The sequence below is a fragment of the Chondrinema litorale genome (genome assembly GCF_026250525.1).
Lineage (GTDB): Bacteria > Bacteroidota > Bacteroidia > Cytophagales > Flammeovirgaceae > Chondrinema > Chondrinema litorale.
In genome coordinates, this window is record NZ_CP111043.1 from 1,933,418 (window position 1) to 1,952,615 (window position 19,198).

Annotated in this window: 12 protein-coding genes; 8 read left to right on the plus strand and 4 right to left on the minus strand. The window is 35.6% G+C overall.

What is annotated here, in order from left to right:
- Positions 1-67: 67 nt before the first annotated feature.
- The 6 genes from OQ292_RS08070 (at position 68) to OQ292_RS08095 (ending at position 5,032) form a co-directional block, all read left to right on the plus strand.
- The gene (locus OQ292_RS08070) at positions 68-691 is read left to right on the plus strand and encodes an ABC transporter ATP-binding protein (RefSeq protein WP_284685548.1); all 624 of its coding nucleotides are present in this window, start codon (positions 68-70) and stop codon (positions 689-691) included.
- Complete coding sequence (locus OQ292_RS08075) at positions 692-1,825, plus strand: hypothetical protein (protein ID WP_284685549.1); 1,134 nt, start codon at positions 692-694, stop codon at positions 1,823-1,825.
- Positions 1,826-1,933: 108 nt separating this feature from the next.
- Entirely contained in the window at positions 1,934-2,503 is a 570-nt protein-coding gene (locus OQ292_RS08080) for an RNA polymerase sigma factor (RefSeq protein WP_284685550.1), read from the plus strand.
- The gene (locus OQ292_RS08085; RefSeq protein WP_284685551.1) at positions 2,493-3,299 is read left to right on the plus strand and encodes a HEAT repeat domain-containing protein; all 807 of its coding nucleotides are present in this window, start codon (positions 2,493-2,495) and stop codon (positions 3,297-3,299) included. The genes OQ292_RS08080 and OQ292_RS08085 overlap by 11 nt, the downstream gene beginning before the upstream one ends.
- Before the next feature lie 18 nt (positions 3,300-3,317).
- Positions 3,318-4,181: a DUF4097 family beta strand repeat-containing protein gene (locus OQ292_RS08090; protein WP_284685552.1), complete on the plus strand. Its 864-nt coding sequence runs from the start codon at positions 3,318-3,320 to the stop codon at positions 4,179-4,181.
- A gap of 35 nt (positions 4,182-4,216) precedes the next feature.
- Positions 4,217-5,032 (plus strand): DUF4097 family beta strand repeat-containing protein, encoded by an 816-nt coding sequence (locus OQ292_RS08095; RefSeq protein ID WP_284685553.1) that lies wholly within the window; start codon positions 4,217-4,219, stop codon positions 5,030-5,032.
- Between the two features lie 54 nt (positions 5,033-5,086).
- Here the strand turns inward: OQ292_RS08095 and OQ292_RS08100 are convergent, their stop codons facing one another.
- From OQ292_RS08100 to OQ292_RS08110, 3 genes are all read right to left on the minus strand, one after another.
- Entirely contained in the window at positions 5,087-5,860 is a 774-nt protein-coding gene (locus OQ292_RS08100) for a TIGR00266 family protein (protein WP_284685554.1), read from the minus strand.
- Between the two features lie 139 nt (positions 5,861-5,999).
- Complete coding sequence (locus OQ292_RS08105) at positions 6,000-6,923, minus strand: PorP/SprF family type IX secretion system membrane protein (RefSeq protein WP_284685555.1); 924 nt, start codon at positions 6,921-6,923, stop codon at positions 6,000-6,002.
- A gap of 20 nt (positions 6,924-6,943) precedes the next feature.
- On the minus strand, positions 6,944-12,250 hold the full coding sequence (locus OQ292_RS08110) for an Ig-like domain-containing protein (protein ID WP_284685556.1): 5,307 nt from the start codon (positions 12,248-12,250) through the stop codon (positions 6,944-6,946).
- Positions 12,251-12,593: 343 nt separating this feature from the next.
- Here OQ292_RS08110 and OQ292_RS08115 point away from each other — a divergent pair, with 343 nt between their 5' ends.
- Complete coding sequence (locus OQ292_RS08115; RefSeq protein ID WP_284685557.1) at positions 12,594-13,355, plus strand: SHOCT domain-containing protein; 762 nt, start codon at positions 12,594-12,596, stop codon at positions 13,353-13,355.
- 68 nt (positions 13,356-13,423) lie between these two features.
- Here the strand turns inward: OQ292_RS08115 and OQ292_RS08120 are convergent, their stop codons facing one another.
- Positions 13,424-18,442, minus strand: coding sequence for an alpha-2-macroglobulin family protein (locus tag OQ292_RS08120; protein ID WP_284685558.1), 5,019 nt, complete (start codon positions 18,440-18,442; stop codon positions 13,424-13,426).
- Positions 18,443-18,733: 291 nt separating this feature from the next.
- Here OQ292_RS08120 and OQ292_RS08125 point away from each other — a divergent pair, with 291 nt between their 5' ends.
- Positions 18,734-19,132 carry a DUF1987 domain-containing protein gene (locus OQ292_RS08125; protein WP_284685559.1) on the plus strand — a complete coding sequence of 133 codons (399 nt, stop codon included), beginning with the start codon at positions 18,734-18,736 and terminating at the stop codon, positions 19,130-19,132.
- The last annotated feature ends 66 nt before the right edge of the window (positions 19,133-19,198 follow it).

The window sequence follows — 19,198 nt, forward strand, 5'->3', positions numbered from 1 at the left end:
GAACCTTGTAAATTGTAGCTTTTTAAAGCAGGTAAAACCTGTCTACATATTAGTGTTTAAACTCACTATGTTAGAAATTAACTCATTTAAAAAAGCTTACAACGAACAAGTTATTCTTAGTATTAATCATCTTTCTCTTAACCAAGGTTTCTATTGGATTAAAGGGGAAAATGGTTCTGGTAAAAGTACCCTGCTAAAAAGTATAGCGGGTCTTATACCTTTTGAAGGTTCCATTAAGCTATTTAATGTTGAAAATAATAAGCAAAATATTCAAAAGTATCGCTCACTTGTTCGCTATGCACTTGCAGAACCCGATTACCCAGATTTTTTAAAAGGAACTGATCTGATTAAACTATATGAAAATGTAACAGAGGCTAATTCCAAACAGATAGCAGAAGTTACTCAAAAGCTGAGCGTAGATAAATTTCAACATCGAAAAATTGGAGAGTATTCTAGCGGAATGGCAAAAAAACTTTCAATTGCGCTCGCATTTATTTCAAGTCCAAAACTGATTTTATTAGATGAGCCATTTAGTACTTTGGATATAGAAACAGGTAAAATTCTGATCGAGCTGATTGAAAAATATTTACCAAATGGTACTTCTTTTATCGTGACTTCGCATCAAGATTTTGACCACCACTTACCAGTAAAAGTACTTCATTTACAATCTCAACAACTAACAACAACTTAAGTGAAACCTGTTTTAAAAGTTTTATTGAAACTTATAGTTGCTCAGTTTTATAAGATAAATGGAGGATTTTTCTTATTCTGGTTTATTTTTTTATTCGGAATAATCCCCCCCCAATACCTAATTCAATATCACTATTCGCTCATACAAGCACAAATTACCTCATTAGACATGACAGCCATCTCCAGTATCTTATGGTTATTTTATGCTGCTAAATGTGTTCTTGCTGCAGAAAAAATAATTGAAAGATACCAGTCCTCATTTCTTCACTTATTACAACAACTCACTAGCAAGAAACTATTAACATCACTAGGGATAGTCCATTTCCTCATATTCTTTCCAGTTTCAGCTTATATTATCTTATTGGTTATAATCGCTCTTTTACAAGGCCATTATATCCAATCTGGCTATTTCCTGTTTTTTGTTATTGGCGTTACAGTAGTTAACATCATTCGAATAAAAAACACATTACTTAATTCTCACAAAGCCCAAAAACAGAACTTTTACTTTTTAAGTAAACTCATTCCTTCTCAAAAAACGATTAACCTCAATTTCTTTCTTTTACTATACATTTTAGAGAAAAGAAAAATCAATTTTCTACTGCTTAAAACACTTACCTTTGGAGCTTTCTACCTATTCTTTACAGATTTTTATGTGAATCTAGATGAGGGTTATTTTATCTCAGTTTTGTTGCTGGCGGGCTATATTAACTCAGTTTTAATCTTCTATATCCACAAACATCACGAAGAGAAATTAAACTTCTTAAGAAACCTCCCCATATCATTAACAAGAAGGTTTTTAGTTTTTATAATTACCAGCATATGCTTGTTTCTGCCTGAGTTAGTTGTAATGTTGGTAAATGGCTCAGATGTAATACCCATTACAGAAATATTCAAGTATTATTTCTTACTTGTTGCTCAGTTTATACTCTACCTCACATTGCTATACATTCCCGGTGTAAGTACCAACATGAGAAAATACATGCAGTATTTATTTATAGTTTTTACAATCTCAGTATATTTATTTATCCTTTTCAACCACTGGCTTAATATACTTTTCTATGTCGGATTAGGCTGGTATATATTTCAGGCTTATTATTTAAAATACGAACACATCGCTACTGTAAGCAAGGAATAGATTATGAGAATCTGATATTAAAAAGATTCGAAAAAAAATTAAGATGCCTTGTAACCTTTCGATTTTGCCTGAGTCTTCCCTATACAAGCCCTTAAAAAAGTGAGTATTTTGGACAAACTATCGGATAATGCATTAATGCTACAGGTGAAAGACAATCAGGTTGATAAACTTGCATTGCTTTTCGAGCGCTATCACAAACAACTTTTTGGCTATTTCTATCACCTAACTTCTAACAAGCAGGTGAGCGAAGACCTTGTACAAAATACATTTTACCGCATTTTAAAATACCGCAAAAACTTTAAGGGAGACGGAGCTTTCAGAGCATGGATGTACAGCATTGCCAGAAATTCTCAAGCAGATTTTTTCAGAAAAAACAAGATTCAAAACCAATCTGATGAAATCGAAAACTGGTCGGATAAACTACCTGCCAACTCAGATTTACTGGAAATTATTTACCAGAAAGAAGATTTGGAAACATTGCGGGAAGCACTATCCAGACTTGATATTGAAAAAAGAGAAATTCTGGTTCTCAGCAAATTTCAAGGAATGAAATACAAAGAAATTGGCGAATTACTCAACTGTACAGAAAATGTAGTGAAAGTTCGAGTTTATAGAGCTTTACAAGATTTAAAAAAAATATTCTGCCACTTAAACATCAATAAAGATTATGACTTATGATGAGGCTAAAATGTTAATGATCGACTATCTGAACGGGCAACTTAACAATGAGAAAGCAGCTATGATGGATGCTTTTATCAATGAGAATCCGGAGTTCAGAAAAGAATTCGGTAACATGAAAAACTTGTGGGCAAATATGGAGCAAATAGAAACTCCTGAGCCTAGTGACAAGATGCGCGAAAACTTTAATGCCATGTTGCAAGGTTACCAACAAGGGCTTGAAGCCAAAAATGATAGCTTTTTTCAAAGACTTTGGCAACAATTAGTCAACTGGTGGAACCAGAGTTATGTACCTCAAACCGTGATGGGAATTGCGCTTTTACTTCTCGGAATTCAAATAGGCTATAACCTACAAAACCAAAACGGAGAAGAGAAAATGGAAGGCCTAACCACTGAAGTACAAGAAATGAAGCAAATGATGATGCTGACACTCATTGAACAGCAATCTGTTACACAAAGGCTAAAAGCAGTTAACCTCACCTATGAGATTAATAATGATAATGATAAGATAGCAACAGCATTATTAAATACCCTAAATAACGATGAGAATATAAACGTAAGACTGGCCGCTGCAGAAGCATTACTTTCTTTAGCAGATCAACCTAAAGTAAGAGCTGGTTTAATCCGATCTATTTCTCAGCAAGAATCTCCTATTGTTCAATCTGCTTTAGTAGATGTACTGGTTGTACTGCAAGAAAAAAACGTGACACCAACATTACAGGAATTATTGAAAAAAGACGATTTAAACCCTGAAATAAGGGAGAAAATAAATACAAGTCTAAGTACCCTACTATAAAAATTTAATTAAAAACTGATGAAATCAATATTATTTATGATGCTGCTTTCGCTGGCATCACACAGAATACTTATTGCCCAAACTCATTCAGAGACGATTACTAGAAAACTATCTTTTACTTCTGAAAGCAACAACTTTGTGGTTTTTATAGAAAATATAAATGGTTCGATAGATATAAGCCCAACAAATGGAGACGAGGTAGAATTAGAAGCATTGCTCGAAATTACCGGAGAAGACCAACAAACGCTAGAACAAGGCAAAAAGGAAGTAGAATTGGTTAGTAGAGCTAAAAAAGACACCATTCTCATATTTATCTCTTCACCAGCAATTAGCTATTACCGCCACGATAGTCGGAGAGGTTTTAATTATGATAGCAGAAAGGTTGACTATGAGTTTAAAGCCAATATTAAACTAAAAGTACCTGCCAAAGCACTAGTTGATGTTTCGACAGTAAATAAAGGCGATGTAGTGATTTCTGAGCACAAAGGACAAGTAAAAGCCTCTAATGTAAATGGAAGTGTGCATCTAACTAATGTGGGAGAGGTTTTAAAAGCGGTAACTGTAAATGGAGACATCACTGTTTCGGCAACAGAAAGCCCAACTGAAAATGCCAGTTTTAAAACCATCAATGGAGATATTAAAGTAAAATACCCGCAAAACTTAGGAGCAGAACTCAGCTTTAAAAGCTTTAATGGCGAATTCTATACAGATTATACAATTGCAGAATACCTACCAGTAAAAGTGTCTACTTCTCAATCTTCTAAAAAAGAAAATGTATTTAAACTAGAAGGAACTACTGTAGTAAAAATCGGTAAGGGTGGGCCTGAATTAAAATTCGAAACACTCAATGGAGATGTATATGTGAGCAGTAAATCACTTTAATAAACTAATTTTTAAAAACAGAAAAAATCGAAATAATGAAAGCAAAATATATCATATTACTTTTCAGCCTGACTTTATGCAAACTAACATTTACTCAGGAAGCTTTAGCGCAAGAGGAACAAGAATTAACGATACCTCTCACTAATCCCGGAAAATCTGGCTCACTTAAATTACATCAAGTATCTGGTTCAATAAATGTAACTGGCTATAATGGCAAAGAAGTACTTATAAAAGCCAAAACAGAACAAGAAGACAAAGAGATAAGCAAAGATAACAATGGCATGTTCCGCATCCCTAATAACTCTTATAACATGTCTGTAGTCGAAAAAGACAACGAAGTAGAAGTAAGCAGTAATTCTGTTCACAAACCTGTAAACTTCGATATTATGGTTCCTATCGATTTCTCTCTAAATATCCATACAGTAAACAATGGTGATATTGTGATTAAGAATATCAATGGAGAAATTGAGGCAAACAATGTAAATGGAGCTGTTTTTCTAAGTGAAATTTCTGGTTCTGTAGTAGCTAGTTCTATTAATGGAAAAATTGAGGTAGGCTTTAATAAAATCACTCCTGATGTACCAATGGCATTTAGTAGCTTGAATGGAAAAATTGAGGTTACTTTTCCTTCTAATGTAAAAGCAACAGCCAAAATTCGCAGCGATAGAGGCGAAGTTTATAGTGACTTTGAGATGAATATTTTACCTATAAAACCTAAAGTAGAAAAGAAAGAAGGAGGCAGTTACAAAAAGTATTCTATAGACAATTGGGTATTCGGTGAGATTAATGGAGGAGGGCCTGAGTTTCTCTTTAAGAATATGAATGGCAATATTTACATTAAGAAAAAATAAAACAAAAAAGCCCCAAGACTAACACTTGGGGCTTTTTTGTTGAAATATTTATAATTAATCTGATGATAAAAACTCACCTAAAATTGAGCTACTTCCTTTATCGTTATTTTTACCATATGGAGCAATTGCCTGAATTAACTTTCTAATTGGCATAGACTGTAACCAAACTTTACCTGTTCCTTTTAAAGTGGCTAAAAACAATCCCTCGCCACCAAATATCATAGATTTTAAAGAGCCAGCTCGCTGTACATCAAAACTAATTCCCGATTCAAAAGCTACTACACAACCTGTATCTACTCTTAATTCTTCATTGTAAAGCGTCTTTTCAATTACAGTACCACCAGCATGGATAAATGCCATTCCATCACCTACCAATTTCTGGAGAATAAATCCCTCGCCACCAACCAAACCAGACCCTAGCCTTTTATTAAAAGTAACTGAAATATTAGTACCCAAAGCAGCACATAAGAAGCCATCTTTTTGTACAGTTATGGTATTTTGAGGATGATTCGATAAATCTAGTGGAACAATAGTACCAGGATATGGAGCTGCAAAAGCAACATGCCCTTTACCTACACCTCTATGTGTAAAGTGCGTCATAAAAGCAGATTCACCAGTAATAATTCTGGAACCTGCTGACAGTAATTTACCAAAGAAGCCTTCGTCTGGCCTAGAGCCATCTCCCATTTTGGTTTCGAAGGAAATGCCCTGTTCCATATATACCATAGCACCAGCCTCGGCAATTACTGTTTCATCCGGATCAAGTTCTACTTCTACAATCTGGATAGAGTCTCCAAGAATCTGGTAATCAATTTCGTGTGAGTTCATAATTTATTTTCAGATGTTAGGCTTTAATTTTTATGATCTTTGAATAATTATATTACGAAATTGAAAAAGCAAAATGTTACAAATTTTCTATATAAATTAAAATTTCAACCTTTTTTGGCTTTCAACTCTACTTTACCAGTTAGAAATATCTTGGTGTTAATAACACATTTTTCTTAATGCCGAACCTATAGTTAAGTGTCAATTCATGTGTTCCAAATTGCTGGCTAAACAAATCGGTATGCACCATGTCATATGAGTAACCTACAGTAAAGTATGGTTGAGGAAATCTAATTTCAGCAATTAAACTAAAAGCATCTAATGAGCGATAAGAAACACCTAGGCCAAAACGGTTATTAAATAATGCATTTGCATTTAAATCTATCTGTACAGGTGAGCCATCAACATACTTTAATAAAACATTTGGTTTAAGTTTCATAAACTCGTTAATGTTGATCACATAACCTGCATAAGCGAAAAAGTGCTGCTTTGCTCTAAAGTAAGATGCCTCATTATTTTGCACATTACTATTAATGAGGTTATTGGTAGATACACCCAAAAAGAAAATATCGGTGTAGTACATCACACCTGCTCCTACCTCTGGTTTTGTAGTAGTAAAAGAAGCATTTAATGGATCGTTTGGATCACCCACTTCCGAAGCACTGTATGAATCTAGGTTATATACCATCATCCCTCCTGATAAACCAAATGACAACCTGCCCAAGCCAACTGGTATTCTATAAGCCAAACTTAAGTTTAGGCGATCTCTATTAGTTCTACCAATTTGATCGTCTGTAAATGCTGCACCAATAGCCAATCTGTCTTGCAAAGGAGCATGTACAGAAAATGTGTTTGTAAAAGGTTTTTCAGAGCCTGTTCCAGTCCACTGTACTCTTGTTCCTGCTGATAGTGAAATGGTCTCATGTACACCCGCATAAGCCGGGTTTAACACAAGCCCATTAAACATGTATTGCGTAAACATTGGGTCTTGCTGAGCAGTAGCATTTAAATAGCCCAATAATATTATAGCAGGTATTAATAACTTTTTCAGTATTGTAAACATCATATCATAATTTAAAAAAGGAATTATCTATTGGACCCTCTAATTTCCACATACTCAGAAATATCGTTGCCATTGCCCAATTCTAAGACACAGAAGTAAGTACCATCTCCAACAAGAGTCCCCGGTGTAATTCCGGTGCTTTTGTTCACTTGACCAGACCAAGCTTGCTCTGCATTATTGGCATAATCGTCTGTTTCGAAGATAAGATTACCCCATCTGTTAAATACCTTGAAGGTATGTACTGGGTAACATTCTATATTTTTGATGATTAGGTAATCATTGTAACCATCGCTATTAGGAGTTAATAGCTTGGTAATTACCGGAATACTAACATCATTATTAGTAAGATCGAAATAGATCGTAGCTGTTGCCGATTTCTCACCACAGTCTTTTACACAAGCAATTTCATAATTGACTGAATCGATACCATCAAAGTCGAGATCGGTGAGTGTATAAGTAAAGCTACCATCGTTACTCATAAAATTAAATGTACCATGCACTGGTTGACTAATAGTAGTGTAAACTGTGGTTTCACACTCTGCTAATGCATCCAATTGGTCAGTAAGTTGATTTCCACAGGCTTCCATCTCAAAAGTAACATCTTCAACTTCTATGTCTGCACAATTATCTACATCACACTCAATATCTACATAAACCGAAGCTGTTACTAGTTGATCTTCGCAACTTTGGCAGAATACTTCATAAGTTATTGTATCGATTCCATCGTAAGTATCATCCAACAAATTATAAGTAAATATGCCGTATTGATCTATTTCAGCAGTCCCATAAACAGCAGGATTAGTTATGCTGATGTATGAGCTATCGCATTGAGCTAGAATATTTTCTAAATCCAGAGATTCTGAAATTACTTCGTCAGTTTCGCAGTTTGTTGTAAAGGTTTTAGCTGCGATATTAATTGGTGTATCTCCATCTACTAGCTCAATTACAACCGTTGCTGTATCGCTGAGTGATGAACAACTTTCGCATGTCACCATGTAGCTCAATGTATCTGTTCCAGTGTATGAGGTATCTGTTAAGCTGAAAGTGACCATACCTTCTGAATCGATACTGGCCGTGCCATAAGTCGGCTGAGTGAGGATTTCAAAAGTAGTGAGTGCACAATCTTCTATCGTATCATTTGCCACTACATCAAATGTGAATACGGAGTCTGCACAGGTATTGAACTTACCAAAATCTTCGCTTGAATCGTCTTGTAACACTAATTTACCTTCTTCTGATACTAGCTCAATTACAACCGTTGCTGTATCGCTGAGTGATGAACAACTTTCGCATGTCACCATGTAGCTCAATGTATCTGTTCCAGTGTATGAGGTATCTGTTAAGCTGAAAGTGACCATACCTTCTGAATCGATACTGGCCGTGCCATAAGTCGGCTGAGTGAGGATTTCAAAAGTAGTGAGTGCACAATCTTCTATCGTATCATTTGCCACTACATCAAATGTGAATACGGAGTCTGCACAGGTATTGAACTTACCAAAATCTTCGCTTGAATCGTCTTGTAACACTAATTTACCTTCTTCTGATACTAGCTCAATTACAACCGTTGCTGTATCGCTGAGTGATGAACAACTTTCGCATGTCACCATGTAGCTCAATGTATCTGTTCCAGTGTATGAGGTATCTGTTAAGCTGAAAGTGACCATACCTTCTGAATCGATACTGGCCGTGCCATAAGTCGGCTGAGTGAGGATTTCAAAAGTAGTGAGTGCACAATCTTCTATCGTATCATTTGCCACTACATCAAATGTGAATACGGAGTCTGCACAGGTATTGAACTTACCAAAATCTTCGCTTGAATCGTCTTGTAACACTAATTTACCTTCTTCTGATACTAGCTCAATTACAACCGTTGCTGTATCGCTGAGTGATGAACAACTTTCGCATGTCACCATGTAGCTCAATGTATCTGTTCCAGTGTATGAGGTATCTGTTAAGCTGAAAGTGACCATACCTTCTGAATCGATACTGGCCGTGCCATAAGTCGGCTGAGTGAGGATTTCAAAAGTAGTGAGTGCACAATCTTCTATCGTATCATTTGCCACTACATCAAATGTGAATACGGAGTCTGCACAGGTATTGAACTTACCAAAATCTTCGCTTGAATCGTCTTGTAACACTAATTTACCTTCTTCTGATACTAGCTCAATTACAACCGTTGCTGTATCGCTGAGTGATGAACAACTTTCGCATGTCACCATGTAGCTCAATGTATCTGTTCCAGTGTATGAGGTATCTGTTAAGCTGAAAGTGACCATACCTTCTGAATCGATACTGGCCGTGCCATAAGTCGGCTGAGTGAGGATTTCAAAAGTAGTGAGTGCACAATCTTCTATCGTATCATTTGCCACTACATCAAATGTGAATACGGAGTCTGCACAGGTATTGAACTTACCAAAATCTTCGCTTGAATCGTCTTGTAACACTAATTTACCTTCTTCTGATACTAGCTCAATTACAACCGTTGCTGTATCGCTGAGTGATGAACAACTTTCGCATGTCACCATGTAGCTCAATGTATCTGTTCCAGTGTATGAGGTATCTGTTAAGCTGAAAGTGACCATACCTTCTGAATCGATACTGGCCGTGCCATAAGTCGGCTGAGTGAGGATTTCAAAAGTAGTGAGTGCACAATCTTCTATCGTATCATTTGCCACTACATCAAATGTGAATACGGAGTCTGCACAGGTATTGAACTTACCAAAATCTTCGCTTGAATCGTCTTGTAACACTAATTTACCTTCTTCTGATACTAGCTCAATTACAACCGTTGCTGTATCGCTGAGTGATGAACAACTTTCGCATGTCACCATGTAGCTCAATGTATCTGTTCCAGTGTATGAGGTATCTGTTAAGCTGAAAGTGACCATACCTTCTGAATCGATACTGGCCGTGCCATAAGTCGGCTGAGTGAGGATTTCAAAAGTAGTGAGTGCACAATCTTCTATCGTATCATTTGCCACTACATCAAATGTGAATACGGAGTCTGCACAGGTATTGAACTTACCAAAATCTTCGCTTGAATCGTCTTGTAACACTAATTTACCTTCTTCTGATACTAGCTCAATTACAACCGTTGCTGTATCGCTGAGTGATGAACAACTTTCGCATGTCACCATGTAGCTCAATGTATCTGTTCCAGTGTATGAGGTATCTGTTAAGCTGAAAGTGACCATACCTTCTGAATCGATACTGGCTGTACCGTAAGTCGGCTGAGTCAGGATTTCGAAAGTCGTCAGCACACAATTTTCTATGGTGTCGTTGGCTACTACATCAAATGTGAATACTGAGTCTGCACAGGTATTGAACTTACCAAAACCTTCGCTTGAATCGTCTTGCAAAACCAACTTGCCTTCTTCATCACTTACTGTTACATATACATAAGCTGTATCTATTTTCTCGTCGCAAGAAATACATTGAAGTTCGTAAGCCAATGTATCAGTTCCTGTAAAATTTGAATCTGTTAAGGAATAGGTTAAATTGCCTTCTTCATCGAGAGAAACATCTGCATATTCTGAATCTTTAATCAACTTCAAACTTTCTTCTGGGCAAAAAAGTAAGGTATCATTATCGAATATATTGAATACAGTAGCTGTATCAGCACAAGTTAGAACCGTAAAATCATCATCTGATAAATTGAATTCTAAATCTTCGAAAGAGATACTTTCTGTATCTGGATAAACATCTACAGAAGTTGTTCCCGGCTCAACCAGAATATTCACTTCTTTTCGGGTTCCGTTGTAAACCGGATATTTTACATTTAATACAAATTGTCTTTTAGAAATTCCTGGTAAGGTAAAATGCACTTTAGAAGGGTCTTGCGTACCGTGTCCATTACCTCCGTTTACTTCTCTTACACCACTTATCAACTCCCCACAAATATCTTTTATAGTAATAGTAGCACCCAAAGCATATCGTTGGTATGCAGCTCTACCTGAAGTATTAGTGCTTAATCTGTTTTCAAAAACATCTACTTTTACATAATCTGGATAGTCAGCAGCATCGTTTAGATTGTTTTCCCAATACTGATTTTTACCATCTTTTATATTTATGTAAAGGTCAAGGTCTCCATCATTATCAAAATCGACAAACATACAACCCTCGCCATCTGCATCTACATTTATGCCTTTATTGTCTCTAATAAAAGTAAATGGTGCAGCACCATCTGTTTCTGTTAATTGATTGATAAATAGAAAGCTAGCTCCTTCTGAATCTGTTAAGAACATATCCAAATCGCCATCGTTATCTATATCACCTGCTGCTACTCCATCTATCACAAAACCACTAGAAACATCTAAGCCTGTTTGAGCTGGTAAAATTTCCTGAAAGTTTCCATCAACATTTTCATAGAGAACTGTTCTTTGCGCTTCTGTCCAGACTAAGTCAAAATCGCCATCATTATCAAAATCATGAAAGGCAACTGCTCCTTTATTATCGTTATCGGCATCTTGTAAATCAATTCCATTTATAAAACCAGCTCCATTAGGGTCTCTTTGCATGAGGTCATAAGCAATGCCATCACTTTTTCTAGCAGCAATATCTATATAACCATCGTCATTAAAGTCTGTAACTGCTGAATAATCTCCATTTAGCCTGTTACCATATTTATCGAGTACAGATGCTGGCTGGCCTGCTGGTAATCCTGTAATCTCAGGAGAGATGTATTCAAACATAGAAGCTGGGTCTCCAGTATTTCTGTAGATTTCCATCCCCCAGTTGTGGTTTTCTATAAATAAATCTAGTAAACCATCATTATCGTAGTCTAACACACCAATACCTTCTGTATTCATACCTTCGGGAATACCATTGGGAGGATTGTTACTAGTAAGGTCGGTTGTAAATAAGAAAAAGTTTGGTTTCTGATCTACACCTGCGCCAAATGTGTAACCATCATCGGCGCCATTATTTAGAAATACATCTAGCCTTTTCGAATTATTTCTTACAAAATCGTAGTAACCGTCATTATTAAAATCGGCGATTATCAGCGACCTTTCATTAACAGAGCTGCCTTCTTGTTCAGCAAAACAACCTTTGCAGTGGGTTGCTGTTACATCTTCAAACTGATTTACTGCCGGATTAAAAAATAATACTCTAGTGCGGTGGGTTGCATCATCCTGAAAGGTATTTACGATCAGGTCTATGTAGCCATCATTATTGAGGTCGTTAAAAGAGAAGCCTCCATCTTTTTCTCCATCAAGATCAATCCCAAAGTCTGCTGCTTTTTGTATGAATATTTGTTGCGCCTTTAGGTGATAAGCATTCGAAATAACTAAAAGTAAAAAGAATGTTTTTTGTAGAAGTCCACTATGCATTAGTGTTTAAAAAATTAAGTTTCAAAATTTATCTGATTCCAGAACAGATTATTCTAGCTATTGTTAGTAATATATGGTAATTGGCGGAAATTTAAGGAGTTTTTGGATGCGATTACAGGATTTCTGCTATGAATTGCGGTAGAGATGGATTCTATTTTCAATATAAGAAAATATAACATAAAAATAATCACAAACTTTTAATCTTCTTAACTCTAATTAAATATTATTAATAATTCTTCTGTTTTTTCAAATCTGACATAATACCCCAATTAACTTTTTGCTTAAAAACATTATTGACAGAGTTATTCTTATCTTTATAAATACATAACATAGGAGATAAATCATGAATAGTATATTCACAGAATCAAGTTTGGAAAAAATAGCTGCAATAGCTGATAAATATAAAGTAAGTACAGAAGCAGTTTCTGAACTGGCAAATGCAATAATAAAGAGTAATGGAACAATGGCTCAGTTTAACATACCTGAGCTGGGTGGTTCTGGACAATGGATGCAGGGCGGAATGACCATGGTGGGTGATATGTTTAATAATAGCCTAAAAGCACTTGTTGACGGACTTTGCTATGAGTTATCTGGTCTATATCAAAACGGAAACATTCAATACAAGTCCATTCCCAAAAGTGAAATGCAGAATAGTGCAAGTTTTAACGCTGGAAACTGGTGGGGAGATTTAGGTCAACCTAGTTCATCTGGCAGCCAGAACAACATCCACTATGCTATATTTCCTTATGCCAGAAGGTTGGCAATACAGCAAAATGGTAAAATAACTGTGTATGATACACTAAGCCACCAAATTTCAGGAGTGTCTCAACAACAAGGTAGAGGAAATGACCTTACATTTAGCAGTCAGTTTGGTATTGTTTATCTAAGTACTTTACCGATTATTTCAGGTGAAAACCAACAGGAAGCAGAAATAAAAACTTATGAGGCTTCTAAAATGAATGTTGAAGAAAAGGTAGTTTCTCCAGATAATAATGAAGAGGATATTTTTGGGAAGATTGAAAAACTGGCTGGCTTAAAAGATAAAGGTATATTGACCCAAGAAGAATTTGAAAGTAAAAAATCTGAATTGCTGAGTAGGTTATAATTTGATTTTAAAGTCAATAAAAAAGAGACCTTATGTGAATAAGGTCTCTTTTGCTTTATAGAATCTGATTATTCTTTTTCTGGTCTTAATATCGTAATTTTCTCAAAATCTGTAAAAGCTCTTTTCTCTGGGTAATACATCAACTGTACAACAGCCGGATTTACCTCAAATACTCCCGGTATTTGTGCTTTCATTAAATAAGAATACTCATACTCACCTTTGCCTAATCTGGTTAGCACAATCGCATATCGATTATCTCTGTATTCTTCATGTGCATAATACATCCAACGGTAATAGTTTCTGTAATAATTTCCGTTTGAATATGCTTTCTCATCTTCGATGTTATATCCGGTTTTGTCTTTGATAAACTCAAAGCCTGCTGGTATTGGGTCTTCTATTAAAACATAATCTAGCGACTCATTACTTTCGATTTTTACTTTTACCAAAATATCACTTCCAGAAGGAACTGCACCTTCTTTAATTTTCTCTTTTTTGTAAATCACTTTTTCGTTTTCATCAAAACCTCTAGAAAGCACATAATACTCTCTAGTCATTATTAGGTTTTCATTTTTAGCCTCAGCAATTCCCTTACTTTCTTTTTGTAAGAAATAAGTGAGCGTAGCATTTACATAAGCAGTTCCACTACCAAGCTTATTGATGTTGATGGTATTTTTCCCATGTTTTAACACACCTAATGGATTGGTAATTTGCTTTGCCTTAGATGACAAGAAATTCTCTCCTCTCAATTCTACGCTTTTTGCTTTCTCAAAAACATCTTCAGACTTTAGTTCTTCACTCAACACTTTTTTACCATTTGTATTAATTACTAACTCGTAATCTGGATTGAGTTCGCTAGCAATTACATCTTGCAAACCAAGCACAATAAAGGCAGTTTGTCTGGTATTATGCCAACCATTTCCACGACGTTTTTGCATAAGCCATTGCACAGCCGGTGCTATCAGTTCATGTTCTGGATTTACAGCAGCCAATGCTTTTACTGCATTTGCCGTAGTTTCTACCTGATCTTCTTGCCAGCTATAGTAAAACTTCTGCGCTCCCCAGAAACACCTGTTACCATCTTTAATAGCTTTTTCTTCTAGTTGATGTAACATCTGATTTGTTATACTATCATCACCAGCAATTTGTGCAGCTTGTAACCACAATGCCGCTTGGTATGCATCTAATGAATCTGCTGTTGGTATTGGAATATCATCCCAAATATCTACTAAACCTGCTTGCATTGCACTCAATGCCTGATAAGCATAAGTAGTGGTATCTGTCTCACCTTTGTTTTTCATTGAGTTTTTCAAAGCATTTTTACCTTCTTCCAACATGTATTCTGGTACTTCATAACCAGTTTTCTTAGCCAAAGCCAAACCGTTTACCACATAGGCTGTCATAAATGGATGGGTATCATCATTTTCCCACCAACCCCAGCCACCATCGCTGTGCTGTAGTTCTTTTAATCGCTGTAAACCTTGAGCAGTCATTTTCTGCATTTCTTCTGCCGAAATATCAGAGGTATAACTTCCTTTTAATTGCTGCAAAGTGTTCGATACAATAAGTGTAGGCAAAAAGCGACTCATTGTTTGCTCTACACATCCGTATGGATAACCAATTAATTGATCTAATGAAGAAAGTAGAGCTGCCGCAACTGAAGGTGCTGCACTTAATTCTAACTTTACGGTATTTAAGTCTACATCCTCTGGAATAATCAATTCTATATCGCCTGACTTTTCTTTATTTAATACAGAAGAATATCCCTTTACCATTTCTAAACCTGTTGGTTGTACTGGCACCGTAACCTTCTTCGCATCAGACTCTTCGTTGGTGATTGCTTCAGCAGTAATTACTGCATCCAATGGCCAGTTTGCATCTACTTCCCAATCTACTCTAGCTTCGTCATTTGCAGCCACCGTAATAGTTTTAGAAGTACCGCTTACCTCTAAACCATCCGCTTTAAGCACTACTCTTATGCTCTTTCTTCTACTTAGGTAATTATGCACATTGGTAGCGATTAATAACTTATCTCCTGTTTGGATGAAGCGAGGAGTTTCCATTCTGATAAGTAAATCTTTTTTAACCACTATTTTAGCTAGCGACTGACCAACTTTACTGTCTTTGGTAATTACCTTGGCGGTAGTTCGCCATGTGGTAAGATTATCTGGTAAAGTAATAGTTACTTTAGCCTCGCCATTTTCATCTGTTTTTACTGTTGGGTTCCAGTAAATGGCATCTTTAAAGTTTTCTCTTACTACTGGTGTAACTTCGGCTTTTGCTGGAGCACCTATCTTACGTCGCTGTATCGGAATTTTTTGAGAAGAGGCAGCAGCCTGTTCTACAACAACTTCTTCAATTGCTGAGTCACCAAATCCTGCAGCCATGTCTTCAACCATCACTGGTTCTCTTCTTCCGAAATAATTAGGGTTATTTAATGAGATTTCATTATCATTCTTTTTTGCTTGATTTAAGCGAGTATTGAGCAAAATATCTCTGTAACCCCAATCATTATTACCCTTGAAAAAGTGAATATCTGTAAATGTGATTTTTGCTTTTTTGTATGAAAAAGTAAGAATGGTATCTTCTGGATTAAACATTTCGTAATAACCCCACTCATTGGTTTTTACAGTTTGCTTACCAGATTTTATTTTAACTCCGCTTAGCAGATTTCCATTTTCATCTACCACATAGCCATGCACTCTGTGACTATCATCTCGTAAATCTCCTGGGTTCAAATAATAAAGCATTCCTTCTGATACAAAGAAGTCTTTGTCTGGTTTTAATCTTTCAGACTTGATTAAATCAATCAGATAATCATAAGATAACAGGTTGCTGTTATCACTTTTTCCATAAGCATTATTATAGAACTGCACATATACCCCTCTTTTATTAGGGTAAAAAGCTTTTCTAATATCTTCAGTCTTATCTGGGTATAAGAAGTAAATACTTTCGTCAGCCGTGTTTAGAGAAACTAAGGCATCTTTTACTGGCTTGCCATTTTTATCGGTTACCAAAATAGTTGCCTCTGCTTTTGTAGCCGGTTTGTATTGCTTCTCATCAAAGTTGATGGCTACATCTAAATATTTCTCTTCTGGAATTACAGTAACATTCTCACTACGCGAATAAAGCTTTCCATTTGCAACATAGACTAAGCTAATCGCTAACTGTCCATAAACATCTTCTCTAATTGGAATATTAAACTCTTTAAATGAAGTACCACTTTCATTAAACTGATAAATGCCTTTAAAAGTAGTTTCTGCTCCATTCGCAGAGAATAATGCATCAGTAGCTGAAGGAGCCAATACCATGGCATTTATCGTATCGCCTGCATTATAGACTTTCTTATCTGTAAGCAATTGCACTTCGGCAGACTCATTATTCCACCAACTGTAAGACGAACTACCTTCTTCTAATATATAAACCGAAGTAGTCTCACTGGTAGATTTACCATTATCATCAGTAGATGTGACTTTTACTTGATAATAACCCGGCTCTTTTAAAGGAAACTCAACAGTTGCTATTCCGCTTTTCTTATCAGTTTTTCCTGTGGTCTTATAGATTTCCTCATTGTCTTCGTACTCTCCATCACGGCTATATCTATAAGTACTTGCTACTAACTCAAACTCTTTAGATACTGGGTTCTCTGAAAAATCGGCAGTACTTACTCGAATAAGTACATCCTCATCTGTTTTATAATAAAATTTTTCTGAGTTGATATTGATTGTAAATGAAGTAGCTGTAACCAATACGGCGGCATTTCCATTTATAGTTCTTCTACTCGCATCTGTTACTTGTGCCTGAATTCTATAGCGATAGTTTTCGTTGGTTTCTGCATCTGTAGGAACAACAATTTCGAAATTACCGTCTTCATTTATTTTACCAGACTTACTATATAGTTCTTCTGCATTTCTAGAATAACCTATATCATCATCTTCGTACCACCAAGAGTAACCATATCGCATATACCAAGGCACATAATAACGCTCTCGCATTACACGATACTTAACCGTTGCATTTTTAACCGGAGCACCAAAAAAGTAAGTAGCATTTACTTTTGCTTTTACAGTATCTCCACTCACATAGCGTGGCTGATCGAGTGTTACGTTTACTTCGTATTCGGGCTTTTTGTATTCTTCTACTCTAAAAGAACCTTGTACTTGAGAATAGTAATTCCAACGTTCTATCTTGTCGGTTAAAACTGTGATGTTGTAATTACCCAATGCATAATTTTCTCCTATAGAAATACTATCGTCAAAAGAGCCATTATCATCCGTAAGTAATTCTTTCTTGTAGATTTCTTCACCTTGGCTGTTTTCAATAATTACTGTTACAGTATCTGAAAAAACAGAAAGCTCATAGCCATTTTTATTTCTTATAATTCCTTGGAAAAACAACTCTTGCCCTGGTCTGTAGGCAGGTCTGTCTGTAAATACAATACCTGTTTTACTTTCGTCATCAGAGTAATTGTAATAGTAAAAGTCTGAGAGGGTAAAGTCTTCATCGTTAACAGCTAAGAACTGATTCTTATTCCCGCTTTTGCTCACATCATTAAAGATGTGAAGTCCATTTTCGTTAACATCAGCTTCTACTAGTTCATTTGTTTTCCAGTAAAATAAATCAAAACTTTTATCTTGTTTGCCACTTTCATTATCAGCTACATAAGCTAGCATGCCTTTACCATGCCTTTGTGTTACAAGTGCATAATTGCTAATTAACACCGGCACTCTGGCAACCTCGTTCTGGCAAATCATTTCAACTATGTAAATGCCTTTAGACAAATTACCCAAAGAGATGTTGTTTTCTCCCCAACGCGTATTTAGTGGATGGTTTACTGTCCAGTTTTTAATTAACTGACTTGACGAAACCACACTATCACTAATTGAAACACCATCGCCTTGTTGCATTAAAGACTTTACAAAGTCTTGTTGATTCACTGGTTTATAGAGCGAGACATACAACAGAATCTCTTTATTTGTAGAATCATCATAAACGTAAGGCAGGTTACCTACTTGCACAAAAGCCTCCTCCGATTCAGAAAACACCTGATTGATATACAATCTGAAATTATCTGCCTGTAATCTTGACATAAATAATAGAGATGTTAATGTTAAAAAAATTATTTTCTTCATTATGTGTGATTTGATAAATTAAAGACTTAACAATCTGGTTACTTTATTAAAACCTATTTCTTCTAAGATGTTTAATGCATGCAAATTCCATAAGTTACAGAAAAAAAAAATTCAATAAAGTCGAAAAAATAAATAATAACCTCTTACAGTGCGTATATCTTGAATTTCATATAATAAAAAAAGCTTTTGGCGTATTAAATATCAGAATTACATTTCTTCGAGTTTAAAGATTTTAAAGCATCAGCAAACATGGAAAGATTTCATATAGAAGGAGACGAATTTATTCCAGAAATAGATCTGGATCCGGAAAGTAATATTTTAAGAATATCCGGCGAATCCTATCATGAATATACAGGCGAGTTTTTTGAACCAATATTTGAGTGGGTCGAACAATTTACAAAAACACCAGACAGAGATGTTCATTTGAAATTTAGAATGGATTATTTCAACACAGCTTCTTCTAAATGTTTTTATGATATTATTGAAATGCTGAATACTTATTCTGATGCCACAGGAGGCTCCTTAAGAGTTTCGTGGTTTTATGAGGATAACGATTTAGATATGCTTGAATCAGGACAGGATTATGCAGAAGATTCAGGAGTTAATATAGAATTTATTCCTTATCCAAAAGGAACACTACCTTACTAACAAAATCACAAAAGAGATTAAAAACACAAAAGCGCCACAAATGGCGCTTTTTTTATAATGTTATTT